The organism is Phaeobacter sp. JH20_08, from assembly GCF_048056635.1.
Classification (GTDB): domain Bacteria; phylum Pseudomonadota; class Alphaproteobacteria; order Rhodobacterales; family Rhodobacteraceae; genus Phaeobacter; species Phaeobacter bryozoorum.
The window spans coordinates 62028-87609 of sequence record NZ_JAYMVV010000012.1 but is presented as its reverse complement, the minus strand read 5'-3'; the positions used below and the strand labels follow the sequence as shown (position 1 = coordinate 87609).

Below are 25582 nucleotides of genomic sequence, written 5' to 3'. Positions count from 1 at the left end.
TCAGGGAGGAGAAACCAGTCTGCTAAGGAGAGTGTGGGGGATCAGGCGGCGCGGCCGACCGGTTCACCTTCGTAGGTTTTGCTACCGACGCGCACCGAAATCTTGCCATCGGGCAAGCTGCGCACGAATGTGCCTTGGATGAAGATAAATGCACCCTGCTTAATTGTTCTGATCATAATCGCTACCGCCTCTTGCCGTCAGAAATACCGACATTACGCTGCCTGTTGGCTCTCAGGGTTAACGAAAAAAGTTAATGATTGATTGATGCACGTGAAGGATACCGCCGCAGGACGCGGCGGCGGCTAAGCCGTTCTGTGCGGGAAACCGGGCAGACCGGAACTAGAGCCAGTCCCGCAGGATCGGGATCAGCGGCACATCGGCCGCCGGCATGGGGTAATCACGCAGGTTCTGCGCGCGGACCCATTTCAGTGTCTGCCCTTCTTTCGCCTGCGGGATACCCTCCCATTTACGACAGGCAAATAGCGGCATCAGCAGGTGAAAATCTTCATAGCTGTGGCTTGCAAAGGTCAGCGGTGCCAGACAGGACGCCCAGGTGTTGATGCCGAGCTCCTCTTCCAGTTCGCGGATCAGCGCCGCCTCGGGCGTTTCACCGGGCTCGACCTTGCCGCCGGGAAATTCCCACAGACCCGCCATCGACTTGCCCTCGGGGCGCTGAGCAAGCAGCACGCGCCCCTCGATATCAATCAGTGCAACCGCAGATACCAGTACGGTCTTCATGACCGGTAGTCCGCGTTGATGGTGATATATTGGTGCGTAAGGTCACAGGTCCAAACAGTGCTCTGCCCCTCTGCCAATCCCAGATCAACCTTGATGACGATCTCCGACTTCTTCATTTCGGCGGCGCCGGCTGCTTCGCGATAGTTTGGCGACACCCAGCCTTTTTCGGCGACCAGTACATCGCCAAAGGAGATGGACAGCTTGTCCCGATCGGCGGCTGCCCCGGATTTGCCGATTGCCATCACGACGCGGCCCCAGTTCGGATCCTCCCCGGCAATGGCCGTTTTGACCAGCGGCGAATTGGCAATCGACAGGCCATGAACCTTGGCGTCGTGGTCATTCATCGCGCCGGTCACCTGGATCTCGACGAATTTGGTCGCGCCCTCACCATCGCGCACCACTTGATGCGACAGGTCCAGCATGACTGATTCCAGCGCCTCGGCGAATTCAGCATGTCCGGTTACATCAACGCCAGAGGCGCCAGTGGCACAGAGCATCAGACTGTCCGAGGTCGATGTGTCGCTGTCCACCGTGATGCAGTTGAAGGTCCGGTCACAGGTTTGCGACAGAAGCTCCTGCAACGCCGACTGCGGCATCATCGCATCTGTGAAGATATAGACAAGCATGGTCGCCATGTCGGGGGCGATCATACCTGACCCCTTGGCAATCCCCGCGATAGAGACTGTTTTTCCGTCGATCTCGATTTTCGCGCTGGCCCCTTTGGCAAAGGTGTCCGTTGTCATGATCGCGCCGGCAGCAGCTTCGATGGCGGTGGCGTCCAACCCATCGTTCAGCGCCGCGATCTGGGCGACGATGCGGTCGTGCGGTAGTGGTTCGCCGATGACTCCGGTTGATGCGGTGAACACCCGTGCGGCCGGAACTCCCGTGCATTCTGCTACACTGCGGGTGATCTCGGCAACCGAGGTTTGACCATAGTGCCCGGTAAAGGCGTTAGAATTGCCGGAGTTCACGAGGATCGCCGCGCCGTGCGCGGTGTCGTTTTCTGCCGAAGCGAGTTTTGCCTGACAGTCCAGAACGGGGGCGGAGCGGGTCGCGGAGCGGGTAAAGACGCCGGCGACGGCCGTTCCGGGTGCCATCACCGCGAGCATAACGTCCGTACGATCCTTGTATCTCACGCCGGCGGCTGCCGATGCGAATCTAACACCGGTGATTTCCGGCAGCTCGGGGAAATGGTCTGGTGCAAGCGGAGAGCGGGGCAGTGCCATTTTCAGTTCCTAACCAGGTCAAGGTTTTTCAGGATTGCGGGGTCTAGATCTTCGATCTCAGGGCGTTCAATCGTTGCCGAGGTGGTCAGGGAGAGTACGCGCTCTTCTACCGCGTCCTGGCGCATCTGCGCTGCAAGCTCTTCGCGGACCTCGTCAAAGGTAGGCGCAGCAGAGGTGCGCCGTTCGTTGAGCTTGATCACATGCCAGCCGAACTGGGTTTGAACCGGTTCGGAGACGTCACCGGTACGCATCGCGAGGACGGCTTCTTCAAATTCCGGGACCATGCGCCCCTTGCCAAACCAGCCGAGCTCCCCACCGTTCGGGCCGGAGGGACCGGTCGACCGTTCGCGCGCTAGAGTGGCAAAATCAGCACCAGCCTCCAGCTCGGCGCGAATTTCGGCTGCATCCTCCTTGGTCTCGACCAGAATATGCGAGGCGTTGAATTCATCACCGCCGGTTCCGTCGGTGTATTTCTCGTCGTAGGCGGCGCGAAGGTCCTGTTCGGAGGCGGCACCCTCCATCACCTTTTCGATGACATCAGCGGCCAGCAGCGAACGGGCTTCGTTCTCGAGGGAGAGTTCGACGTATTTCGGAACCTCGCCATTCAGTTCCTGTTTCAGGCTGGTTTGCTGAATCAGCTGGTCCAGAATTGCGTCATAGAGAACATCATCCGGCAGCTGCTGATACTGCTGCGGCAGCGTCGCGCGGGCGATGATCATGTGACCAATCGTGATCTCTTCGCCATTCACCTTTGCAACCACTGTATTGGCATGTGGTTCGGCCACAGCGGGTATGGGCAGTGTCAAGGCGGCCGTCAGGGCCAGCCCCGACAAATAAGTGAGACCTTTGCGCATTGAATTCTTCCTATTCTCTGGCCACGGCTGGGCGTAGCGTTGACACCGTATTTGCGGGACCTTACATCGCCATGAGGCCTTTGACAGGACCGCTGTTCCATCATTGTTTATGAGTTGCAAGCGGGGCGGGCAAGCCTGCCAACGCCAGGGGCCAATGACAGGACGGTTGGAGAACACATGCTGGGTATCGGAACACTCGCCAAAAAGGTTTTCGGCACGCCGAATGACCGCAAAATCAAGGCGACACGGCCGCTGATTGCCAAGATCAACGCGCTGGAGCCCGAGTTCGAGAAACTCAGCGATCAGGAGTTGCAGGACAAAACCGCCGAGCTGCGCAAGCGCGCCGGTGACGGAGAGAGCCTGGATGACCTTCTGCCCGAGGCTTTTGCCAACGTACGCGAGGCGGCGCGGCGTGCGCTGGGGCTGCGGGCCTTTGATACGCAGCTCATGGGTGGCATCTTTCTGCACCAGGGCAATATTTCCGAGATGAAGACCGGTGAGGGTAAAACCCTCGTTGCGACCTTCCCGGCCTATCTCAATGCGCTGACCGGCAAGGGCGTGCATGTGGTGACGGTGAACGAATACCTCGCCAAGCGCGACAGCGAGTGGATGGGCAAGGTCTTTGCGCAACTCGGCATGACCACCGGCGTGATCTGGTCCGGCCAGCCTGATGCAGAGAAGATGGCTGCCTATCAGAGCGATGTCACTTATGCGACCAACAACGAGCTGGGCTTTGACTACCTGCGCGACAACATGAAGCCGAGCCTCGATCAGGTTTTCCAGAAACACCATAATTTCGCGATTGTGGATGAGGTCGACTCGATCCTGATCGACGAGGCGCGTACGCCGCTGATCATCTCAGGTCCGGCGGAAGATCGCTCGGAACTCTACTCGACCATCGACAAGATGATCCCGCTCCTGAGTGATGATCACTATGAGCTGGACGAAAAAACCCGCGGCGTGACCTTCACCGAGGATGGCAACGAATACCTCGAGCAGCAGTTGATCGCCCATGGCCTGCTGGAAGAGGGAGCGTCACTGTATGATCCTGAGAGCACTACGGTAGTACATCACGTCAACCAGGCGCTGCGGGCGCATAAGCTGTTCCAGCGCGACAAGGACTACATCGTGCGCGATGGCGAGGTGGTGCTGATCGATGAATTCACCGGTCGGATGATGGCCGGTCGCCGCCTTTCCGAGGGTCTGCATCAGGCCATCGAAGCCAAGGAAGAGGTTAAGATTCAGCCCGAGAACACAACGCTGGCCTCCGTGACCTTTCAGAACTACTTCCGCCTCTACAGCAAGCTGTCCGGGATGACCGGCACAGCGATGACCGAGGCCGAGGAATTTGCCGAGATCTACGGTCTGGGTGTGGTCGAGGTTCCAACCAACCGACCAATCGCTCGTAAGGATGAGGACGATCAGGTCTACCGCACGGCTGTCGAGAAATACCGTGCGATGATTGAAGAGACCAAGAAGGCCCATGAAAAGGGCCAGCCTGTTCTTTTGGGCACGACCTCGATCGAGAAATCCGAGCTGCTCAGCCAGATGCTGGAGAAAGAGGGCATCAAGCACAACGTGCTGAACGCCCGTCACCACGAACAGGAAGCCAAGATCGTGGCGGAGGCCGGTCGTCTGGGCGCTGTGACCATCGCTACCAACATGGCCGGCCGCGGGACTGACATTCAGTTGGGCGGTAATGTGGAGCTGAAGGTGCTGGATGCGCTAGACGCCCAGCCCGATGCCGACCCGGTTGCCCTGCGCACCGAGGAAGAGGCCAAACATGCCGCGGAAAAGCAGAGTGTTCTGGACGCAGGTGGCCTGTTCGTGATGGCTTCCGAACGCCACGAGAGTCGCCGGATCGACAACCAGCTGCGCGGTCGCTCCGGTCGCCAGGGCGATCCGGGTCGCACCGTGTTCTACCTCAGCCTTGAAGATGATCTGATGCGCATCTTCGGGTCAGAGCGGCTGGACAAGCTGTTGTCGACCCTTGGCATGAAAGAGGGCGAGGCGATCATTCACCCTTGGGTGAACAAGTCGCTGGAACGCGCCCAGGCAAAGGTCGAAGGCCGCAACTTTGACATGCGTAAGAACGTTCTGAAATTCGACGACGTGATGAATGATCAGCGCAAGGTAATCTTTAACCAGCGCCGCGAAATCATGGCTGCTGAAGATCTGTCCGAAATTGTCGGTGATATGCGTCATGAGGTGATCGACGATCTTCTCGATGTGCATATGCCGGCCAAGACCTATGCCGACCAATGGGACAGCGAGGGCCTGCAGGCGCAGGTCCGCGAGAAACTCGGGCTTGATGTCCCCGTGGTCGACTGGGCTGCCGAAGAAGGCGTCGATGACGAGCAGATCCGCGAACGTCTGGTCGCCGCCAGCGATGCCAAGATGGCAGAAAAGACCGAAGCGTTTGGTGCTGAAACCATGCGCAATATCGAAAAGCAGGTTCTGCTTCAGACCATCGACGCAAAATGGCGCGAACATCTTCTGACGCTGGAACATCTGCGTTCTGTGGTGGGCTTCCGTGGCTACGCGCAGCGTGATCCGCTCAATGAATATAAGAATGAGAGTTTCCAGCTGTTTGAAACGATGCTCGATACGCTGCGTGAAACCGTCACTCAGCAGCTCGCACATGTGCGCCCCATCAGCGAAGAAGAGCAGCGCCAGATGATGATGCAGCTGGCCGCCCAGCAGGCGGAACTGCAAAGGGCCGCTGCTGGCGCTGCGTTGCCGGAGGCACCAGCCGATGGGTTTGTTGAAGACGATCCATCGACATGGGGCAATCCATCTCGCAATGACAAATGCCCTTGTGGGTCTGGCAAGAAGTTCAAACACTGCCATGGCAGCCTCAGCTGAGGCACCGGAGAGGTGAGATAGTCTGGCGAAAACAGTGAAAATTGCATGCTTTCGCCAGATTCTCAGCAAGGGGCGGCCATCAATTGGTCGCCTTTCTGCGTCACGGTTCCTTAACCTTTTTGGGTAAGGAGTCGGTAATGATCAGCAAACGTACAGCCTTGATGAGCGCGGCCACCCTCTGTAGCGCACTGGCGATCGGTCTTGTTATGCAACATGCCGATGGCGGTCCGCAGGCGACTGCAGAAGCCGCGGTTCCTGCGAAGGGGCTTGCGGTTGCGGCCGTAGACAACCTGCCAGACCTCTCGACCGGTGGTGCCCTTCAGATTGAGGCGATCAGCCTCACTGCGGCCACACCTGCTTCCGGCGGCGAGGGCGAAGCCCGTCAGGCCGGGCGTCATGACCCAGAGACCACCTGCGACATGACAGCAGAAGCCGTCGCCAGCCCGATGGCAGAGGTGCGTTTGACGATCTTGTCCCTTTGCCGTCCCGGAGAGCGGGTGACCATTCATCACAATGGAATGATGTTCTCCAGCCGCCTGGACGATACCGGCGCGCTGACCCTTCAGGTGCCGGCACTTTCCTCTACCGCAGTTTTTATCGTCGAGCCGAAAACAGGCCGTGGTGCAGTGGCGACAACTTCGGTGCCTGATCTAAATCTGGTCAGCCGGGTGGTCCTGCAATGGGCTGGCAATAGCGGCTTTGAACTGCACGCGCGCGAGTTTGGCGCGGGGTACGGCAGCGCTGGTCATGTCTGGCGCGGTGCTGATCTTACAGCTGGCCGGGGGTCGGTCGTGCAGCTTGGCGATGCCTCGCAGCTGGCGCCGCGTTTGGCAGAGATCTACAGCGTTCCACGGCTTGGCGGCGACCGTAGTGGTGTGATCGACCTGACAGTCGAGGCCGAGGTGACCGCGATCAATTGCGGTCGTGACGTTTCGGCGCAGACGCTTGAACTGCGCGATGGAAAGCTGCGCACCCGTGATCTGACACTGGCGATGCCTGATTGTGCCGCTACGGGTGATTTTCTTGTGTTGAATAATTTGCTAGAAACACTGAAAATCGCCGCAAATTAACTAGCGGTTTATTCAGGATTTCTCATGGCTTTGCTTCGTGCGGCGGTAGGCGCCGCACTCTTTCTTGTCGCTGGAATCCTGCCGCTCAATGCGCAGGATGTGACCCTTTCCTCACCTGACGGCGCCGTTGAGATCACCGGGAATATTCTGGGTTTTGATGGTGAATTCTATCGCGTTGATACGAAGTTCGGTGAGCTGACGGTTGATGGGTCCGGCGTCAGCTGTGAGGGGCCCGGTTGCCCGAGCCTGTCTGATTATGTTGCGGAGATTACCCTGTCGGGTTCTTCCACCATGGCAGAGGTTCTGTTACCGGCGCTGATCGAAGGGTTCGCACTCAGAAACGGTTTCCAGACCCGGCGAGATCCGATGCCCGACAATAATTTTGACTATGTGTTACTGCGGGACACAGGTCGAGTCGCCGCCAGGTTCAGCTTTTTTGTCAGCAATACCGACGAAGGGTTTGCCGATCTTCTGGCCAATGAAGCCGATATCGTGATGGCCCTGCGCGAAATCCGCAGCGCGGAGCGTGAGCGCGCGCGTGAGGCCGGAATGGGGGATATGACAGGGTCACAACGCAGTCGCGTTCTGGCGCTGGACGCCATGGTTCCGGTGGTGGCACCGGGGAACCCTGTGCGCTCGATTTCGGTGTCGAATCTCGCGCGCGTTCTATCCGGGGATCTGAAAAACTGGTCTGAGCTGGGTGGGGCTGACGCGCCGATCTCTCTTCATTTGCCCGTCGCGGGCTCTGGCTTGGCTCAGGCGATTTCTGACCGGCTTGAGCCGCCAAATATTGCGGCGCTTGGCAGTCGTCTGCGGCGCCACGACCGTGGCAGCACCTTGGTGCGAGTCGTTGCGACAGATCCCTTTGCCCTTGGGCTGGCGAGCTTTGCCGAAACATCGACCGCACGCGTCCTGACCCTGCGCGGCGCGTGTGGCTTCTCGCTGCGGGCCAATCGCCGATCAATCAAGACAGAAGACTATCCGCTGACTGCGCCGATGTTTCTATATCTCCCGTCACGACGGTTGCCCAAGCTTGCGCGGGATTTTCTGAGTTATGTTCGCGGCCCCGCAGCGCAGATTGTGATCCGCAGAGCCGGGTTCGTTGATCAGGCACCAGAGAGAATTTCGATGAATGTTCAGGGCGACCGTCTGGCCAATGCCATCAGCGCAGCCGGGCCGGAGGTCTCCCTTGCGGAGTTGCAGAGATTGGTCAGTCGCCTGGACGGTCTGCAGCGGTTGACCACGTCGTTTCGCTTTGAACCGGGATCGACCCGCCCCGATGCGCAATCGCGAAGCAATATCAATCAGCTCGCCAGGTCCCTGGAGGCTGGGGCCTATGATGCGCGGGAGCTGGTTTTTGTCGGCTTCTCAGATGGCGATGGCCCGGCGAGCGGTAATAAATCCATTGCGTTGAAACGAGCGGAGGCGGTGCGAGATGCGGTCATCGCGGCAGCTGAAACCGCGAATCTCGAGCGGACCGAAATAGCGGTGGCGGCCTTTGGTGAGGCGTTGCCGATGGCCTGTGAAGACCAGCGATGGGGCCGACAGGTCAATCGACGGGTCGAAGTCTGGGTTCGATAAAAGAGCTTTAGACCGCTAGAGATATCCTTCGGAGCGAAAGCTCAGTTCGCGAGATTTTCCGATGATCAGATGATCATGCAGAATGATATCCAGAGTGGCGAGTGCCCGCGCAACCCGGTCGGTCATCTCGATGTCGCTCTGCGATGGGGTCGGGTCGCCCGACGGGTGATTATGTACCAGGATCAGGGCGCTGGCGCTTATTTCAAGGGCCCGCTTGGCGATCTCTCGCGGGTAGACCGGCACATGATCGACGGTGCCCCTGGCCTGCTCCTCATCCGCGACCAGAGTGTTCTTGCGATCCAGGTAGAGGACACGGAACTGTTCGGTCTCACGATGGGCCATGACGGTATGGCAATAGTCCAGAAGCGCGTCCCAAGAGGACAAGACCGGTCGCTGCATGATTTTGGCGCGGGCCATTCGATGGGCGGCAGCCTCCAGGATCTTAAGATCCGCGACGACAGCCTCGCCGATGCCATTCACCTTCGAGAGACGTTCAGGGGGCGCGGTGATAACCCGGTTGAAATCTCCGAAGGTCTCAAGCAGGAGCCGGGCCAGCGGTTTGACATCGCGGCGCGGAATGGATCGAAAGAGCAGAAGTTCCAGCAACTCATAGTCCGGCATCGCGGCCGCCCCCCCGTCCATAAAACGCTCGCGCAACCGCGCGCGGTGATCCCTGATATAGGAGGGCAGGCGCCGCTCTGGCGGGGAGGCAGGCCCCATCTCTGCGCTGTTGGGGAACAGCGGGAGAGAGACATCCTGAAACGCGGGATCCTTGGCCATAGGCTATGCTGTGGCCATCGTGGTTGAGGAAGGGTTAATGCAAATGGATCACCATGCGGCCAGCCGCAAAACCAACGAAAAAAGCGCCCCATTGGAGCGCTTAATATTGGTTTAGAATGGGGAGGGGATCAGCCCTTCATCCCGTCCCAGAAGCTTTTCACGGAGGAGAAGAAACTCCGGCTTTCCGGGTTGGTGTTGTCCTCGGAGAGATCCTCGAATTCACGCAGCAGTTCCTTCTGCCGGGCGGTGAGGTTCACCGGGGTTTCCACCGCCAGTTCTATGAACATGTCACCGGTTGCACCGCCTCGCAGGGCAGGCATGCCCTTGCCACGCAGGCGCATCTGGCGGCCGGACTGGCTGCCTTCCGGGATCTGCACACGGCCACGGCCACCATCAATGGTGGGGACTTCTATGGCGCCGCCCAATGCGGCCTTTGCCATGGATACCGGTACCCGGCAGTATAGGTTGTTTCCATCCCGCTCAAACAGGTCATGTGCGGAGACTTCAACAAAAATATAGAGATCACCGGGAGGACCACCGCGCATACCGGCCTCACCCTCGCCGGCAAGGCGAATGCGGGTCCCGGTTTCCACGCCTGCCGGGATGTTCACCGACAGGGAGCGATCTTTCTCTACACGACCATGGCCCTGGCAGGATTTGCAGGGGTTCTTGATGATCTGGCCAAGGCCGGAGCAGGTGGGGCAGGTGCGCTCCACCGTGAAGAAACCCTGCTGCGCGCGAACCTTGCCCATGCCGGAACAGGTCGGGCATGTCGTTGGTTCCACTCCGCCCTCAGCGCCAGTGCCTTCGCAGGATCCACAGGCGACAGCGGTCGGTACGTTGATCGTTTTGTGCATCCCCGCAAAAGCATCCTCAAGCGAGATGCGCAGGTTGTAGCGCAGATCCGAGCCGCGCGCGGCTCGTTGCCGCCCGCCACCCTGGCCGCCGCGTCCACCCATGAAGTCGCCGAACAGATCGTCGAAGACATCTGAGAAGGCAGACGAAAAGTCGCCGCCGCCAAAGCCCTGGCCGCCTTGACCGCCGCGTTGGCCGCCGCCCATGCCGTTTTCAAAGGCGGCGTGACCGTAACGATCATAAGCGGCCTTCTTCTCAGGGTCCTTCAGGACATCGTAGGCCTCATTGGCCTCCTTGAACTTCCCCTCGGCTTCGGGATTGTCCTTGTTCCGGTCGGGGTGCAGCTCTTTGGCCTTCTTGCGAAAGCCTTTCTTGATTTCATCGGCGGTGGCCCCTTTGGACACCCCGAGAACGTCATAGTAATCTCGTTTGGACATCGGAATACCCTTCTTGCCGCAACGAAAGCGGGCCGGCCCGGGGTTCGGACCGGCCCGCTTTGGCCAAAATCAGACCTTAACGCTTGTTGTCGTCCAGATCTTCGAATTCGGCATCGACAATGTCATCATCACCGGGGCCTGAAGCCTCATCCGCGGCGGCGGGTTCATCCGCTGCCTCTTCCTGGCTCGACTTGTAGATCGCTTCGCCTAGCTTCATGGCGGCTTCGGTGACGTTCTGAACGCCAGACTTGATCTTGTCGGCGGTGGATTTCTCGTTTTCGAGGTCATCCTTCAGCGCGGCAATGGCCAGTTCGATCGCTTCGATGGTGGTCGGGTCCACCTTGTCCGCATGCTCTTCCATCGATTTCTCGGTGGAGTGAATCAGGCTTTCGGCTTGGTTCTTCGCTTCGATCAGCTCGCGACGTTCCTTGTCTGCCTCGGCATTGTCCTCGGCATCCTTGACCATTTTTTCGATATCCTCATCGGACAGACCACCGGAGGCCTGGATGGTGATATTCTGCTCTTTACCAGTCGCCTTGTCCTTGGCGCCAACGGACACGATGCCGTTTGCGTCGATGTCGAAGGCCACTTCGATCTGCGGCATGCCGCGCGGTGCGGGCGGGATGTCCTCAAGGTTGAACTGGCCGAGCATCTTGTTGTCGGCCGCCATCTCGCGCTCACCCTGGAACACACGAATGGTCACGGCGTTCTGGTTGTCTTCGGCGGTAGAGAACACCTGGCTCTTCTTGGTCGGGATGGTGGTGTTGCGGTCGATCAGTCGGGTGAAGACGCCACCGAGGGTTTCGATACCCAGGGACAGCGGTGTCACGTCGAGCAGAACAACGTCTTTCACGTCGCCTTGCAGAACACCGGCCTGAATGGCGGCGCCCATCGCAACAACCTCATCCGGGTTCACACCCTTGTGGGGGTCTTTGCCGAAGAATTTGCTGACTTCCTCGATCACCTTGGGCATGCGGGTCATACCGCCGACCAGAACAACTTCGTCGACGTCAGATGCCGAGAGACCGGCATCTTTCAGCGCAGCGGCGCAGGGCTTCATCGACGCCTTGATCAGATCGCCAACCAGGCTCTCCAGCTTGGCACGGGTCAGTTTCATGACCAGGTGCAGCGGCTGGCCCGAGGACGGATCCATCGAGATGAACGGCTGGTTGATTTCGGTCTGGCTGGAGGAGGACAGCTCAATCTTGGCTTTTTCAGCGGCTTCTTTCAGACGCTGCAGAGCCATTTTGTCCTTGGTCAGGTCGACGCCGTGCTCTTTCTTGAATTGGTCTGCCAGGTAGTTGACGATGCGCATGTCAAAGTCTTCACCACCAAGGAACGTGTCGCCATTGGTGGATTTCACCTCAAACAGGCCGTCGTCGATTTCAAGAATGGTCACGTCGAACGTACCGCCACCAAGGTCATAGACCGCGATGGTTTGGGTTTCTTCCTTGTCCAGACCATAGGCCAGGGCCGCTGCTGTTGGTTCGTTGATGATGCGCAGCACTTCGAGACCGGCAATCTTGCCGGCGTCTTTGGTGGCCTGACGCTGGGCGTCGTTGAAATACGCAGGCACGGTGATGACGGCCTGGGTCACTTCTTCACCGAGGTAGGACTCGGCGGTTTCTTTCATCTTGCCCAGGATGAAAGCAGAGATCTGCGACGGGGAGTATTTCTCACCCTTGGCTTCGACCCATGCGTCACCATTGCCGCCGTTGATTACGGCGAAAGGCAGGTTTTTCTTGTCTTTGGCCAGATCGCTGTCATCGAACCGGCGACCAATCAGGCGCTTTACGCCGAATACGGTGTTGTCCGGGTTGGTGACGGCCTGACGTTTGGCAGGCTGGCCCACCAGACGCTCATCGTCGGTGAAGGCTACGATCGACGGCGTGGTACGGGCGCCCTCAGCGTTTTCGATAACGCGAGGCTGCGATCCGTCCATGATGGCCACACAGGAGTTGGTGGTCCCGAGGTCGATTCCGATAACTTTGCTCATTTTCGATCCCTTTTCACTTTCTAAGGCGATTACCCGAGGTCTGAACCCATTTTGGCATTCCGGCCCCGATTCAGTTGCGGTTTGGTCTGCACCTCCCCGCTTCCCGGCGTATATAGGGAGCGCAAATGCCCCCTGCAACCGCCAGATCGTGTCCTGTTTCGCGAATTACTGCGGTTTTTGACAGGGGAGCGGTTAAGAACAGGCTAACGGTGATGATGAAGTTGCGGTTGCGGGGATTTGAGCTGACAAAACCCCTGTTGGATACGGTACGGCAGCGACAGCTGATTGACTGTCTGCGTCCCGTTCTGCGCGCCGCTCCTCTGTTCTCGCCCGAGGTGCCCGGTGGCGGCAAGATGTCGGTGCGAATGACCTCGGCCGGGGTATGCGGCTGGGTGAGTGACAGGGACGGGTATCGTTATCAGGATCGGCATCCCTCCGGCCAGGGCTGGCCGAAAATCCCGGCGGAAATCCTGGATATCTGGCGGGCCAGCACAGGGCTGGAGCGACAACCGGACTGCTGTTTGATCAACTACTATGGCGAGGGCGCCCGCATGGGTCTGCATCAGGACAAGGATGAGGCGGATTTCTCCTACCCGGTGGTGTCCGTCTCTCTGGGCGATGACGGCCTTCTGCGGATCGGCAATCAATTCCGTGGCGGTAAGACGGAGACCGTCTGGCTGAACTCAGGCGATGTCGTCGTGATGGGGGGCGAGGCGCGGCTGACCTATCATGGGGTTGACCGCATCCGCTTCAAATCCTCGCGTTTGCTGCCAAGGGGTGGTCGCATAAACCTGACACTTCGCGTGGTGACCTGAGCCATTGCGGCAATCCGTCGATCAGCGTTTGGCGCCCCAACTGATCGAGGCACGGCGACGGGTGTAAAACTCCCCCATCAGTCCGATCATGATCAGGACGAGCGCCACCCAACCTGCGTATTGCCAGTTGCTGAAATGGGGGTTGTAGTTGATGAACACAAACCCACGCGCCTGATCTATGCAATGAAACAGCGGGTTCCAGTCGAACATCGACAGCATGAAGCTGGGCAGAGTGTTCGCCAGAAACATCTTTCCCGAGGCGATCATATTGGCCCTTTGGTAGATCGTGGAGATGATGCCAACAGTCCCCGGCGACCAAGGTTTCATGACCAGCAGGATCAAACCTACCGCAGCACCGGTTATCCAGGAGAGCAGCACCATGCCAAAGGCCGCAATCGGTTCCTCTATTTCAATCGGGGTGAACGCCACGTGATAGACGAACAGGATGATCAGCATCGACAGCACCTGAATATACAGTGATCCCAGTGCCGCCGACAGAATGGCGACGATCGTGTTCATCGGGGCGTGCTGCATCATAGGGCTGCTTGGCCCCTCTGCTCCGGCGACAGCGGAAACGGCCTTGGTGTGGGTCAGGAACAAAAACACACCCGACATCACATAGAGCAGGAAATCGCCGCGAATGGCCGAACCGCGCAGGCCGAGCAGGGAAAACATCACGTAGAACACGATGACAAACATCACCGCCTGCGTGAGATTGGTCGCCAGAGCCATGAACGCATTATTATGTTTGGAGCGAACGCTGCGGGCCACGGAATGAAAGACAACCTCACCCATGGCGATGAGGCTGCTGAGACGTGACCGTTTGTGGCGTTGCTCGAACATGATGTCGCTTAGCCGGACCTGCTTTAGGTGAAACTCTGCTTATCGTTACCACGGAAATCTTGCTGTTCCGTTTCACCCCGACCATAAGGGGGACAACTGCTGTAATCAACCAAACCCGGTCAGGGAGAGTGTTTGTGACATATGATGAGCTTATTCCGGTAATCCGCCGATTGGCGATCGAAGCCGGAGAGAAGATCATGGAGATCTATAATTCGGATGAATTCGAGGTGAAGGTGAAATCGGATGAAAGCCCGGTAACCGCCGCTGACGAGGTCGCCGATGCGTTGATTTCTGCCGGGTTGCGCGCAGCCTTTCCCGACGTGATGCTGGTGACCGAGGAACAGGCGGAATCGCACAGCAAGAGCGGGCACACCTTTCTGATTGTGGATCCGCTGGACGGAACCAAGGAGTTCATCCACCGCCGCGGTGATTTTACCGTCAATATCGCATTGGTCGAAAACGGTGTGCCGACGCGCGGCGTTGTCTATGCGCCGGCGCGGTCTCGGATGTTCTTCACCTTGGCGGACGGATCAGCGGTTGAGGAAACCGGCGCTTTTGATCCCTCAGCCATGGGAGAGATCAAACCCATTCGTGTTGCAGACAGTGATAATGATGCGCTGATGGTGGTTGCGTCGAAATCGCACCGTGATCAGGCCACCGATGATTACATCAACAAATACGCCGTGAAGGACAGCAAGAGCGCGGGGTCTTCGCTGAAGTTCTGTCTGGTCGCAACAGGCGAAGCCGACCTCTACCCGCGGGTGGGGCGGACCATGGAATGGGATACCGCCGCTGGTCATGCGGTCCTCTGCGGTGCCGGTGGTCAAGTGGTACGTTTTGATGATCATTCGCCACTGACCTACGGCAAGGAAGGCTATGCGAATCCTTTCTTTATAGCCTATGCGCCGGGTGTGGAGCTTAAGAAAGCCTGATGTCCGTCCTTATCGTCATTCCCGCCCGCTATGCTTCGACCCGCTATCCTGGTAAGCCGCTTGTTGCTTTGACCGGGTCCAGCGGCGAGAGCCAAACGCTGATCGAACGCTCCTGGCGTGCGGCCATGGCCGTCAATGGCGTAGATCGTGTGGTTGTCGCAACCGACGACGACCGAATTCGCGATGCTGCCACCGGGTTTGGTGCCGAGGTCGTTATGACCTCCGAAAGCTGCGCCAACGGGACGGAGCGTTGCGCCGAAGCGCTGGATAAACTTGGCGGCGATTATGATATCGTAGTGAACCTGCAAGGGGACGCGCCGCTGACGCCGCATTGGTTTATCGAGGATCTGATTGTCGGCCTGCGCGGCGCGCCTGACAAAGGGTTGGCAACGCCGGTGCTGTGCTGCGACGGCGCGACGCTGAACAGTCTGCTGGCAGACCGTAAGGCCGGTCGTGTTGGCGGCACCACGGCGGTGTTCGGTAGCGACCATAATGCGCTCTACTTCTCCAAGGAGGTGGTGCCCTTTACGTCCGAAACCTATGGTTCAGATCAGGAGACGCCGGTGTTTCACCACGTCGGTGTCTATGCCTATCGCCCGGACGTGCTGAGCGCCTATCCTGGCTGGCCTGTCGGGCCATTGGAAACCCTCGAAGGGCTGGAGCAGCTGCGCTTTCTTGAGAACGGGCGCAAGATTCTCTGCGTGGAGGTTGAAGCACGTGGACGCGAGTTCTGGGAGCTGAACAACCCCGAGGATGTTCCCCGGATTGAGGCGATGATGAAAAAAATGGGTCACAAATAGGCCTGAATTGTCGATAATATGAAACATGATACGGGATGCCGTGAGCGAAATGTGACTGGGGGTATATTTTCTGAACTGCCTACGGAATACTCTGACCGGCCTTTCGAGGTAGGTTTTGCCACCTAAACGGCCCCACTGACGAACCGCATCAGAACGGTTTGAGAAATAGAAACGAGAGTGCGAGATGCGTAGAAAAGTAACGAAGGCAATTTTTCCGGTGGCCGGGCTTGGAACCAGATTCCTGCCGGCAACCAAATCGGTTCCCAAAGAAATCATGACGCTGGTTGACCGCCCGCTGGTCCAATATGCCATTGATGAGGCCCGAGAGGCCGGCATCAAGGAGTTCATCTTTGTCACCTCGCGCGGCAAAGGAGCGCTAGAGGATTATTTCGACCATTCACCCATGCTTGAGCAGGAGCTGCGCAAGAAGGGTAAGGATGATCTGCTGGAAATCCTGAAAGCGACCAATATGGAATCGGGTGCGATTGCCTATATTCGCCAGCATCAGGCGCTGGGCCTTGGTCACGCGGTCTGGTGCGCGCGTCGCCTGATCGCCAATGAACCCTTTGCGGTGATCCTGCCTGATGATGTCATCGCGGCGGAAACCCCCTGCCTGAAGCAGATGGTGGAAGCCTACGAGGAAACCGGCGGCAATATGGTCGCGGCCATGGAGGTTCCGCCAGAACAGACATCGTCCTACGGCGTGCTGGATGTGCGCGACGACATGGGCTCGGTGGTGTCGGTAAATGGCATGGTTGAAAAGCCCAAAGCCGAAGATGCCCCGTCTAATCTGGCGGTAATTGGTCGCTATATCCTGGCGCCATCGGTCTTGCGCAATCTCAATAAAAAGAAACAGGGCGCCGGTGGTGAGATCCAGCTGACCGATGCCATTGCCGAAGATATCGCCGACGATGTGCCGGTCTACGGCTATCGTTTCCGTGGTCAGCGCTTTGATTGCGGATCCAAGGCTGGTTTCCTGCAGGCAACCGTCGCCTTTGCGCTGGCACGTGAAGAGCTGCGCGATGATCTGATGTGCTACATCAATGAGATTGCGCAGGTCGACAAGGCGGCGCAGTAAGCCGATCACTTCGCCGAGAGTGGCGGAGATTGTGAACATCTGGAAATTGGGTGGCCGGACAGCACTGTCCGGCCTTTTGATCAGGAAGACGCTGCTTTGACATATATTCTGGTGACTGGTGGAGCGGGTTATATTGGCTCTCATGCCTGCAAGGCACTAAAGGCTGCCGGTTTTACCCCCGTAACCTACGATAATCTGGTGACTGGCTGGCAGGACGCCGTGAAGTTCGGACCCTTTGAAAAGGGGGATCTGGCTGATCGTCTGCGACTGGACGAGGTTTTTGCCAAATATCAACCGGCCGCCGTGATGCACTTCGCCGCGTTGAGCCAGGTTGGTGAAGCCATGAGCGAACCCGGGCGCTACTGGGCCAACAATGTCGGCGGGTCTCTCACGCTGATTGAAGCCGCGGTTGCAGCCGGCTGCCTTGATTTCGTTTTCTCATCAACCTGCGCCACCTATGGGGAGCATGACAATGTGGTGCTGGACGAAAGCACGCCGCAGCTTCCCCTTAATGCCTATGGCGCGTCCAAACGGGCGGTAGAAGACATCCTGCGCGATTTTGGCGCCTCGCATGGGCTGCGGTCGGTGATCTTCCGTTACTTCAACGTGGCGGGTGCCGACCCCGAGGCCGAGGTGGGCGAGTTCCACCGCCCCGAGACTCATCTGGTGCCGCTTGTGCTGGATGCGGTTGAGGGCAAACGTGACGCACTGACCATTTTTGGAACCGACTATGACACCCCGGATGGCACCTGCGTGCGTGACTATGTTCACGTCTGCGATCTGGTCGACGCCCATGTGCTGGGCCTGCAATGGCTGAAAGACGGCAAAGGGAGCCAGGTCTTCAACCTGGGGACCGGCACCGGGTTCTCCGTACGGGAAGTCATGGACAAGGCGGAGGCGACAACCGGTCAATCGGTGCCTCACTCAATTGGTCCTCGTCGTGCCGGCGATTGCACCAAGCTGGTGTCGGGTTCGGTGCGGGCGGCTACCCTGCTTGGGTGGGAACCGAAGCGATCGGATCTTGAAACTATGATCGCGGATGCCTGGGGCTGGCACAAAGCCGGCGCTTACGAGCGCTAGGGTGACGGGGCCAGAACGGGCTCCAGGTACTGTACCGCTGCCGGAAATCTCCCTGGCGGCGGCCTATCGGCTGAGGTGGCAGCGACGTCGGCTGCTTTGGCGCTCTTTCCGGTCCCGGCATCGGCTGACGTCGCTGACGGACCGCACTCGCAGTCTGCAACGGGATGCAATTCTTGCCATCACAGTGCTGCGCAATGAAGCGACCCGGCTTCCGTTTTTCCTGGCCTTTTATCGCGATCTGGGTGTCGACCATTTTCTGATCGTCGACAATGGCAGCGATGATGGCAGCGCCGCCTATCTTGCCGGTCAGCCTGATGTCTCGCTCTGGCATACAGGCGCCAGCTATCGCGATGCTCGGTTTGGTCTCGACTGGGCGACATGGCTTCAGATCCGTTATGGTCACCGGCGCTGGTGTCTCAGTGTTGATGCAGATGAATTGCTGGTGTTTGGCGGTGATGCCCGGCACGGTTTGCGCGGATTGACAGATTGGCTGGACCGTCATGGCAGGGCTGGCTTCGGTGCCTTGATGCTGGATCTTTTTCCCAAGGGGTCAGTGGGAGAGGTGAGTTACGTCCCAGGTGATGATCCCCGCCGAGTATTGCCGTGGTTTGATACCGGGCCATATCGCCGGGTTCGACAGGCGCCGCGCGGCAACCTGTGGGTACAGGGCGGCCTCAGGGAGCGGATGTTCTTTCCTGATGAGCCGCAGCGGGGACCTACGCTGAACAAGGTGCCGCTGGTCAAATGGCACCGCAGCTTCGCCTATACGAATTCTACCCATGCAATGCTGCCCAGGCGGTTGAATGCACTATACGATGGGCCAGGTGGGGCAGGTCCGTCCGGGGTTCTGCTGCACAGCAAATTCTTGCCCGAAATCACCAAGAAGGCAGAGATCGAAAAGCGGCGTGGCCAGCATTTCAGCGCGCCGGAATTGTTCGACGGCTATTACAACCAATTGGCTGCGGCACCGGATCTCTGGCACAGCGATGCGATCCGATATCAGGGACCGGATCAGTTGGAGGCATTGGGGCTGGCCCGCGCCCCTGATTGGGACGCGGACTGAGCCGCTGCTTAGCTGCGTTCGGCGTTCTGCTCGTCACGACGCTGGCGTACCAACTGATGTTTGGTGACCAGCGAGGCTGTGACAACGCCGACGGTGACAATGCCGATCATGATCGTCGAGAGCGCGTTGATCTCCGGGCTGACACCCAGCCGCACCGCAGAGAAGATCTTGATGGGCAGGGTTGTCGCAGCAGGGCCTGCGGTGAAGGAGGCAATCACCAGGTCGTCCAGCGACAGGGTAAAGGCCAGAAGCCAGCCTGAAATCACTGCGGGCGCGATGATCGGTAGCGTCACTAGGCGGAACGCCTCTGCCTGCGAACAGCCCAGATCCAGCGCGGCTTCCTCCAGCGATCGATCAAAGGTTACCAACCGCGAAGAGACCACGACCGAGACATAGCACATGGCAAAGGTCGTATGCGCGAGCACGATGGTCATAATCCCGCGATCCAGCCCGATCCCGATGAACAGGAGCAGCAGCGAAAGGCCTGTGATTACCTCTGGCATCACCAATGGCGCGTAGATCATGCCGGAAAACAGCGTACGCCCCAGGAACCGCCCGCCGCGCACCAGCACGTAGGCGGCCATGGTGCCAAGGACCGTCGCGATGCTGGAAGAGATAACGGCTACCTTCAGCGTGACCAATGCCGCACTGAGGAATGCCTCGTTGTGCAGCAGTTCACCATACCATTTGACAGAGAACCCGGCCCAGACGGTAACCAGCTTGCTTTCGTTGAAGCTGTAGGCGATCAGGATGACCATCGGGATATACAGAAACGCAAATCCCAGCGTCAGCGAAACGGTGTTGAACCAGCTCAGTCGGGTCATTGTTCCGCCTCCTGTTGTTTCTGCTGGTTGCGCTGGAACAGCACGATCGGCACGATCAGGATCAATAGCAGCACAACTGCCACCGCAGAGGCCACTGGCCAGTCACGGTTGGAGAAGAACTCTTCCCACAGAACCTTGCCGATCATCAGCGTGTCCGACCCCCCCAGCAGTGACGGGATCACGAATTCGCCCAGCGTCGGAATAAAGACGAGGAAGCAGCCCGCAATGATGCCGGCGCGCGACAGCGGGATGGTGACCAACCAGAAGGCCTGCGTACGTGAGCAGCCCAGATCCTCGGCAGCCTCGATGAGCGATCCGTCCAGCCGCTCCAGTGCCGAGTATATCGGCAAAATCATGAACGGCAGGTAGGTGTAGACGATGCCGATATAGACCGCGGTATTGGTATTCAAAATGGTGAGCGGCGTGTCGATGATCCCAAGCCAGATCAGAAACTGGTTCAACAGCCCCTCATTCGACAGGATGCCCATCCAGGCATAAACGCGGATCAGGAAGCTGGTCCAGAAGGGCAGGATCACCAACATCATCAGCGTGGGACGCCATTCAGACGGGGCGCGGGCCATGCCATAGGCCATGGGGTAGCCGACCAGCAGGGTCAGCACAGTTGAGATTACAGCGATCCGAAGCGAGCTGAGATAGGCTTTCCAATAGAGGTCGTCTTCTGTCAGCCAGACGAAATTCTCAAAATCCAGATCCGCAATAAAGGCGCCGATACCAGTGACCCAGTCGAACTGCGGCATATAAGGCGGGCGCGCGACGGCGGCGTCCGACAGGGCGATCTTGAACACGATGGCAAAGGGCACAAGGAACAGCGCCAGAAGCCAGGCGTAAGGGATGGCAATCAGGAAAAAGCGGCGCATCAGTTTGCCAGTAGGACACCGGCAGTGGCTGTCCAGGACAGCCAGACCGGGTCTTCCCAGGTAAAGGCGCGCCGGGCGATACGGCGGGTATTTGCGGTCTGAGCTTTGATCACCGCACCAGATGGCAGTTCGACATGGTATGTCGAGATATTGCCGAGATATGCTATATCGAGAATACGGCCCTGCACGCTATTGTCGGCCTCGGCGGGACGATCCGCACTGATCGTGACCTTCTCCGGGCGGATCGCCAGATGGCAGGCTTGGCCATCAGAGAATGTCGCCTGGCTTTTCACCGTCAGCGGGGCGGCGCCATCTTTCCAGCTGACCGCATATTCATCGGGGCCCGTGGGCGAAGCGGTGCCGTCGATGATGTTCACATCGCCAATGAAATCAGCCACGTAAAGCGAATTTGGCGTTTCGTAGATACGATCAGGAGTAGCAACTTGGACGATCTGGCCATTGTCCATCACCGCCACGCGGGAGGCGACCGTCATCGCCTCTTCCTGATCGTGGGTGACAATAACAAAGGTGGTGCCAGTCTTTTCCTGAATGTCCATCAGTTCGAACTGGGTGTCCTGGCGCAGCTTCTTGTCGAGCGCGCCGAGAGGTTCATCCAGCAAGAGAAGTTTGGGTGCTTTGGCCAGCGATCTTGCCAAGGCCACCCGCTGCCGTTGACCGCCGGAGATCTGGTGCGGCTTGCGCCGCGCGAATTTCTCAAGCCGGGTCAGGCGCAGCATTTCCTGTACCCGCTCGGCGATATCATGTTTGGGCTTGTTCTCGCGCTTCAGTCCAAAGGCGATATTGTCCCAGACGCTCAGATGCGGGAATAGCGCATAGGACTGGAACATCATGTTGACCAGACGCTTGTTCGGCGGGACCGGTGCAATATCCTGACCCGACAGGAAAATTTTGCCTTCGGTTGGCGTTTCAAACCCTGCCAGCATCCGCATCATCGTGGTCTTGCCGCAGCCCGAGGGGCCAAGCAAGGCAAAGAACTCTTTCTCGTAGATCCCAAGCGTCAGATCGTCGATCGCGGTGAACTCACCAAAGCGCTTGGTAACATTCTGGAATTGGATCAGGGGCTTAGCCTCTGGATCGTTCCAGGGTTCAAAAACAGGAATAGTCACGCTGGCCCCCAATGTATGACGCAAGTGGCGGAACGGGCATGGAACAGCTGCCGACGTTCCCGCAGGAAAGAGCGCGGGGCATATCCGATGCCCCGCGCGTCAATCAATCTCGGGTCAGGTCCCAGATTTGATCTTGGTCCACATACGCGTCGCCGTACGCTGCAATTTGGGCGGATAGGCTTCTTTGATGTAGAGGTTTTTCACGGTGTCATCGTTCGGATAGATCGCGGGGTCGTTGATCACATCCTCTTCGAGGAACTCCTGGCTCGCCTTGTTGCCATTGGCATAATAGACGTAGTTGGATGCCGCAGCCATGTTCTCGGCTTCCATAATGAAGTTCAGGAACTTGTGGGCCCCGTCGGGGTTCGGGGCGTCCACCGGGATCGCCATCTGGTCGAACCACATCAGTGCGCCTTCCTTGGGCGCGTTGAAGACGATTTCAACACCGTTTTCGGCCTCGTCGGCACGATCGCGCGCCTGCAGGATATCGCCGGACCAGCCAAAGGCCACGCAGATGTCACCATTTGCCAGTGCGTTGATGTACTCCGAGCTGTGGAATTTCTTCACATAGGGGCGGATCGCCATCAGCACGGGTTCGGCCTTGGCAACCACATCGGGGTCCATGCTATTGGGATCTTCACCGATATATTTCAGGGCGGCCGGGATCATCTCGTCCGGGGCATCCAGAATGTAGACGCCACATTCGGCCAGTTTTTCCATGTTGGCAGGGTTGAACACCAGATCGAGCGAGTCGATCGGTGCATCCGCGCCCAGAGCCTCTTCGACCTTTGCGGTGTTTGCGCCGATCCCAGTCGTGCCCCACATGTAGTTGATGGAATAGAGGTTGTCCGGATCATAGCGTGCCGTACGCTCCTTGATCACGTCCCACATGTTACCTGCGTTCGACAACTTGTCGGTATCCAGTTTCTGGAACGCGCCAGCCTGAATCTGACGCGCCAGGAACGAGCCGGTCGGAACGACTACATCGTAACCGGAGCCGCCGGCCAGCATCTTGGTTTCCAGCAACTCGTTGCTGTCGAAGACGTCGTAGATCAGTTCGATGCCGGTCTCGGCTTCGAATTTCTCAAGCAAGGCTTCGTCAATATAGTCGGACCAGTTGTAAACGCGAACTTCTTCGGCGACGGCGGCCGCACTGCTCAGCGCCACGATGGCTGTCAATGTCATCGTCTTGAGTGTCATGAGTATCTCCCTGTGCGTGCCGGTTTCCGTGCCCGGCTGATAAGGATTTGATCAAGTTTTGCCTCATTCGGCAATACTGTTTATGTTTTCACTTGGGGAAACTTGGTGCAAGCTGCCCAAAATTTAGGAGGAATTCAGAAGGTGAACCTGAGCCAACCAGCCGCATCATCCGGCAGTCAGCCCACTGCCAAACTGCCCGCCCATGAAACCGTCTACCAGACCTTGCGCGGGCAAATTCTGTTTGGCGATCTGGCGCCGGGGCAGGCGGTCACCATCCAGGGTCTGGTCGAGTCGTTGGGGGCCGGGATGACCCCGGTACGCGAAGCCATCCGCCGACTGATCTCTGATGGCGCGCTGGTGTTTCAGGGAAATCGCCGTGTGTCTGTGCCGATGTTACGTGAAAGTGACCTGAACGAGCTGATTTATGCAAGAAAAACAATAGAGTGTCAACTTGCTCGGTTGGCAACCACGCGTGTATCTGCGGATGATATCACCGCGCTGGAGGCCATCGACACAGCTCTGGATCAGGCTATTTCGGCAGGAGACGTCACTGGCTATCTGGTGCAGAACTACCGGTTCCACACGCGGCTTTATGCATATGCCGATGCGCCTATCCTGACAGATCTGGCGGATCGGCTTTGGCTGCGCTTCGGTCCATCGTTGCGCGTGGTCTGTGGACGGCTCGGCACGCAGAGCTTTCCCGACCGGCACAAGGACATCCTCGAGGCCCTGCATCGCCAGGACGCAGATCTGGCGGCGCTGGCCATGGAGCGGGACGTCGCTCAGGGGATGGATCAGGTAAGTCAGGGGCTGAATCAGTCGAGCTGATTCGATTGACACGCTAGAATTTGATCATATTCTGGGCGCAATCTCTTCCTTCAGGAGTCTGCCCCATGACTGCGATTACAAATCACCTGCCCACGGCCGAGCTTCAGGCGCTGGATGCGGCCCATCACATGCACCCCTTCACCGCAAACGGTGAGCTGGCGGAAAAAGGCGCGCGGATCATCACGCGCGCCACCGGCGTCACGCTGACAGATAGCGAGGGCAACCAGATACTGGATGCCATGGCCGGCCTGTGGTGTGTCAACATTGGCTATGGACGGGACGAGTTGGCAGATGTCGCCGCCCGCCAGATGCGCGAGCTGCCGTACTACAACACATTCTTTCAGACCACACACACGCCCGCGATCGCGCTGGCGGCGAAAATCGCCGAACTGGCGCCCGAGGGGCTGAACCATGTGTTCTTCGCCGGGTCTGGTTCAGAAGCCAATGACACCAATATTCGCATGGTCCGCCATTATTGGGCGATGAAGGGCAAGCCGACAAAATCGGTGATCATCAGCCGCAAGAACGGGTATCATGGCTCGTCCGTTGGCAGCGGCAGCCTGGGCGGTATGACTGCGATGCACGAACAGGGCGGCCTGCCGATTCCGGATATCCATCATATCAATCAGCCCAACTGGTGGGCCGAAGGCGGCGATATGGCGGTAGAGGAGTTTGGTCTCGCGCGCGCTCAGGAGCTGGAACAGGCGATTCTTGAGTTGGGCGAAGACCGGGTCGCGGCCTTTATCGCCGAACCGGTTCAGGGTGCCGGCGGTGTCATTGTTCCGCCTGCAACCTACTGGCCCGAGATCCAGCGGATCTGCGACAAATATGAAATCCTGCTGATCGCTGATGAGGTGATCTGCGGCTTCGGGCGTACCGGCAATTGGTTTGGAAGCCAGACCATGGGCATTCGCCCCGATATCATGACCATCGCCAAGGGGCTATCGTCCGGCTATGCGCCGATTGGCGGATCTATTGTCAGCGACGAGATTGCAGCCGTGATTGGATCCGGTGAATTCAATCATGGCTACACCTATTCGGGCCATCCGGTTGCCGCCGCGGTGGCGCTGGAGAACCTGCGCATTCTCGAGGAGGAGAACATCATCGACAATGTGCGTGATGTTGTGGCGCCTTATCTCAAGGAGCAATGGGAGGCGCTCGTCGATCATCCGCTGGTGGGCGAAGCCAAGATTGTCGGCATGATGGGATCGATTGCACTGACCCCGAACAAGGCGACGCGCGCGGCCTTTGCCGCTGAAACCGGAACTGTCGGCTACATCTGCCGGGAGCGGTGCTTTGCCAATAATCTGGTGATGCGCCACGTTGGTGATCGGATGATCATCTCGCCGCCGCTGATCATCACACCCGAAGAGATTGATACGCTCATCGCGCGAGCGCGCCAGTCGCTCGATGAATGTTATGCAGCGCTGAAAGAGCGAGACTTGCTGCACAGCGCGTGACGCGGGCTGAAGCTGTTTGACCAAGGCGTCGGTTCCGGTCGGGAGCCGGCGCCTTTGCTATTTCCGCGAATCTTTGTGGCTCGGTTAAAGCTGCTCGGTCAAATTCGGTTATTTGAGTGTTTCCGGTAACGGACGTTTGCGATCAATCAAGGCGTGTACACATAGAGTTTTTATCTGATTGGCAATCTAAATCCTGTCGCTTTTCGATCCTTGTTCGTCGCAATACGTACCGTTTCCGGCGTTATCGGCCCT

23 protein-coding genes are annotated in these 25582 nt (G+C 58.4%); 11 read left to right on the top strand and 12 right to left on the bottom strand.

Going from position 1 to position 25582, the window contains the following annotated elements:
• Positions 1-41: 41 nt before the first annotated feature.
• The 4 genes from VWY75_RS13690 to VWY75_RS13675 form a co-directional block, all read right to left on the bottom strand.
• On the bottom strand, positions 42-176 hold the full coding sequence (locus VWY75_RS13690; protein ID WP_340547165.1) for a hypothetical protein: 135 nt from the start codon (positions 174-176) through the stop codon (positions 42-44).
• A 163-nt stretch (positions 177-339) separates the two neighbouring features.
• Positions 340-738, bottom strand: a complete 399-nt coding sequence (mutT, locus tag VWY75_RS13685) for an 8-oxo-dGTP diphosphatase MutT (RefSeq protein ID WP_340547166.1) — start codon at positions 736-738, stop codon at positions 340-342.
• Positions 735-1964, bottom strand: a complete 1230-nt coding sequence (argJ, locus tag VWY75_RS13680; RefSeq protein ID WP_416537729.1) for a bifunctional glutamate N-acetyltransferase/amino-acid acetyltransferase ArgJ — start codon at positions 1962-1964, stop codon at positions 735-737. The genes mutT and argJ overlap by 4 nt, the downstream gene beginning before the upstream one ends.
• A gap of 2 nt (positions 1965-1966) precedes the next feature.
• Positions 1967-2818 carry a peptidylprolyl isomerase gene (locus VWY75_RS13675; RefSeq protein ID WP_416537728.1) on the bottom strand — a complete coding sequence of 284 codons (852 nt, stop codon included), beginning with the start codon at positions 2816-2818 and terminating at the stop codon, positions 1967-1969.
• 177 nt (positions 2819-2995) lie between these two features.
• Between VWY75_RS13675 and secA the strand changes: the two genes are divergently transcribed.
• The 3 genes from secA (at position 2996) to VWY75_RS13660 (ending at position 8334) form a co-directional block, all read left to right on the top strand.
• Positions 2996-5683 carry a preprotein translocase subunit SecA gene (gene secA / locus VWY75_RS13670; protein ID WP_340547169.1) on the top strand — a complete coding sequence of 896 codons (2688 nt, stop codon included), beginning with the start codon at positions 2996-2998 and terminating at the stop codon, positions 5681-5683.
• Positions 5684-5820: 137 nt separating this feature from the next.
• Complete coding sequence (locus tag VWY75_RS13665) at positions 5821-6753, top strand: hypothetical protein (protein ID WP_416537727.1); 933 nt, start codon at positions 5821-5823, stop codon at positions 6751-6753.
• A gap of 24 nt (positions 6754-6777) precedes the next feature.
• Complete coding sequence (locus VWY75_RS13660; RefSeq protein WP_416537726.1) at positions 6778-8334, top strand: substrate-binding domain-containing protein; 1557 nt, start codon at positions 6778-6780, stop codon at positions 8332-8334.
• Positions 8335-8349: 15 nt separating this feature from the next.
• On the opposite strand, the gene radC is transcribed toward VWY75_RS13660, so the two are convergent.
• The 3 genes from radC to dnaK all read right to left on the bottom strand — a co-directional run bounded on the left by radC (position 8350) and on the right by dnaK (position 12402).
• Positions 8350-9114 carry a RadC family protein gene (gene radC / locus VWY75_RS13655; RefSeq protein ID WP_416534314.1) on the bottom strand — a complete coding sequence of 255 codons (765 nt, stop codon included), beginning with the start codon at positions 9112-9114 and terminating at the stop codon, positions 8350-8352.
• A 128-nt stretch (positions 9115-9242) separates the two neighbouring features.
• Positions 9243-10406, bottom strand: coding sequence for a molecular chaperone DnaJ (dnaJ, locus tag VWY75_RS13650; RefSeq protein WP_340547173.1), 1164 nt, complete (start codon positions 10404-10406; stop codon positions 9243-9245).
• A gap of 76 nt (positions 10407-10482) precedes the next feature.
• On the bottom strand, positions 10483-12402 hold the full coding sequence (dnaK, locus tag VWY75_RS13645; protein ID WP_416537725.1) for a molecular chaperone DnaK: 1920 nt from the start codon (positions 12400-12402) through the stop codon (positions 10483-10485).
• Positions 12403-12614: 212 nt separating this feature from the next.
• On the opposite strand from dnaK, the gene VWY75_RS13640 reads away from it, so the two are divergent.
• Positions 12615-13217, top strand: a complete 603-nt coding sequence (locus tag VWY75_RS13640; RefSeq protein ID WP_416537724.1) for an alpha-ketoglutarate-dependent dioxygenase AlkB family protein — start codon at positions 12615-12617, stop codon at positions 13215-13217.
• 21 nt (positions 13218-13238) lie between these two features.
• Here the strand turns inward: VWY75_RS13640 and VWY75_RS13635 are convergent, their stop codons facing one another.
• On the bottom strand, positions 13239-14060 hold the full coding sequence (locus VWY75_RS13635; protein WP_340547176.1) for an ABC transporter permease: 822 nt from the start codon (positions 14058-14060) through the stop codon (positions 13239-13241).
• 134 nt (positions 14061-14194) lie between these two features.
• Here VWY75_RS13635 and cysQ point away from each other — a divergent pair, with 134 nt between their 5' ends.
• The 5 genes from cysQ (at position 14195) to VWY75_RS13610 (ending at position 19013) form a co-directional block, all read left to right on the top strand.
• The gene (cysQ, locus tag VWY75_RS13630) at positions 14195-14992 is read left to right on the top strand and encodes a 3'(2'),5'-bisphosphate nucleotidase CysQ (protein ID WP_416537723.1); all 798 of its coding nucleotides are present in this window, start codon (positions 14195-14197) and stop codon (positions 14990-14992) included.
• On the top strand, positions 14992-15792 hold the full coding sequence (locus tag VWY75_RS13625; RefSeq protein ID WP_416537722.1) for a 3-deoxy-manno-octulosonate cytidylyltransferase: 801 nt from the start codon (positions 14992-14994) through the stop codon (positions 15790-15792). Before cysQ ends, VWY75_RS13625 begins: the two co-directional genes overlap by 1 nt.
• Positions 15793-15976: 184 nt before the next feature.
• Positions 15977-16870 carry a UTP--glucose-1-phosphate uridylyltransferase GalU gene (gene galU / locus VWY75_RS13620; protein WP_340547179.1) on the top strand — a complete coding sequence of 298 codons (894 nt, stop codon included), beginning with the start codon at positions 15977-15979 and terminating at the stop codon, positions 16868-16870.
• A gap of 96 nt (positions 16871-16966) precedes the next feature.
• Positions 16967-17950: a UDP-glucose 4-epimerase GalE gene (gene galE, locus VWY75_RS13615; RefSeq protein WP_416537721.1), complete on the top strand. Its 984-nt coding sequence runs from the start codon at positions 16967-16969 to the stop codon at positions 17948-17950.
• Position 17951: 1 nt separating this feature from the next.
• Positions 17952-19013, top strand: a complete 1062-nt coding sequence (locus tag VWY75_RS13610) for a glycosyltransferase family 2 protein (protein WP_416537720.1) — start codon at positions 17952-17954, stop codon at positions 19011-19013.
• A gap of 8 nt (positions 19014-19021) precedes the next feature.
• Here the strand turns inward: VWY75_RS13610 and VWY75_RS13605 are convergent, their stop codons facing one another.
• From VWY75_RS13605 to VWY75_RS13590, 4 genes are all read right to left on the bottom strand, one after another.
• Positions 19022-19837, bottom strand: coding sequence for an ABC transporter permease (locus tag VWY75_RS13605; protein WP_416537719.1), 816 nt, complete (start codon positions 19835-19837; stop codon positions 19022-19024).
• The gene (locus tag VWY75_RS13600) at positions 19834-20715 is read right to left on the bottom strand and encodes an ABC transporter permease subunit (protein ID WP_416537718.1); all 882 of its coding nucleotides are present in this window, start codon (positions 20713-20715) and stop codon (positions 19834-19836) included. The genes VWY75_RS13605 and VWY75_RS13600 overlap by 4 nt, the downstream gene beginning before the upstream one ends.
• Positions 20715-21842 (bottom strand): ABC transporter ATP-binding protein, encoded by a 1128-nt coding sequence (locus VWY75_RS13595; RefSeq protein WP_340547184.1) that lies wholly within the window; start codon positions 21840-21842, stop codon positions 20715-20717. Before VWY75_RS13595 ends, VWY75_RS13600 begins: the two co-directional genes overlap by 1 nt.
• Positions 21843-21956: 114 nt before the next feature.
• Complete coding sequence (locus VWY75_RS13590) at positions 21957-23042, bottom strand: polyamine ABC transporter substrate-binding protein (RefSeq protein WP_416537717.1); 1086 nt, start codon at positions 23040-23042, stop codon at positions 21957-21959.
• Positions 23043-23183: 141 nt separating this feature from the next.
• Between VWY75_RS13590 and VWY75_RS13585 the strand changes: the two genes are divergently transcribed.
• Positions 23184-23870, top strand: coding sequence for a GntR family transcriptional regulator (locus tag VWY75_RS13585; protein ID WP_416537716.1), 687 nt, complete (start codon positions 23184-23186; stop codon positions 23868-23870).
• 65 nt (positions 23871-23935) lie between these two features.
• Positions 23936-25330, top strand: coding sequence for an aspartate aminotransferase family protein (locus VWY75_RS13580; RefSeq protein ID WP_340547187.1), 1395 nt, complete (start codon positions 23936-23938; stop codon positions 25328-25330).
• Positions 25331-25582 lie beyond the last annotated feature (252 nt).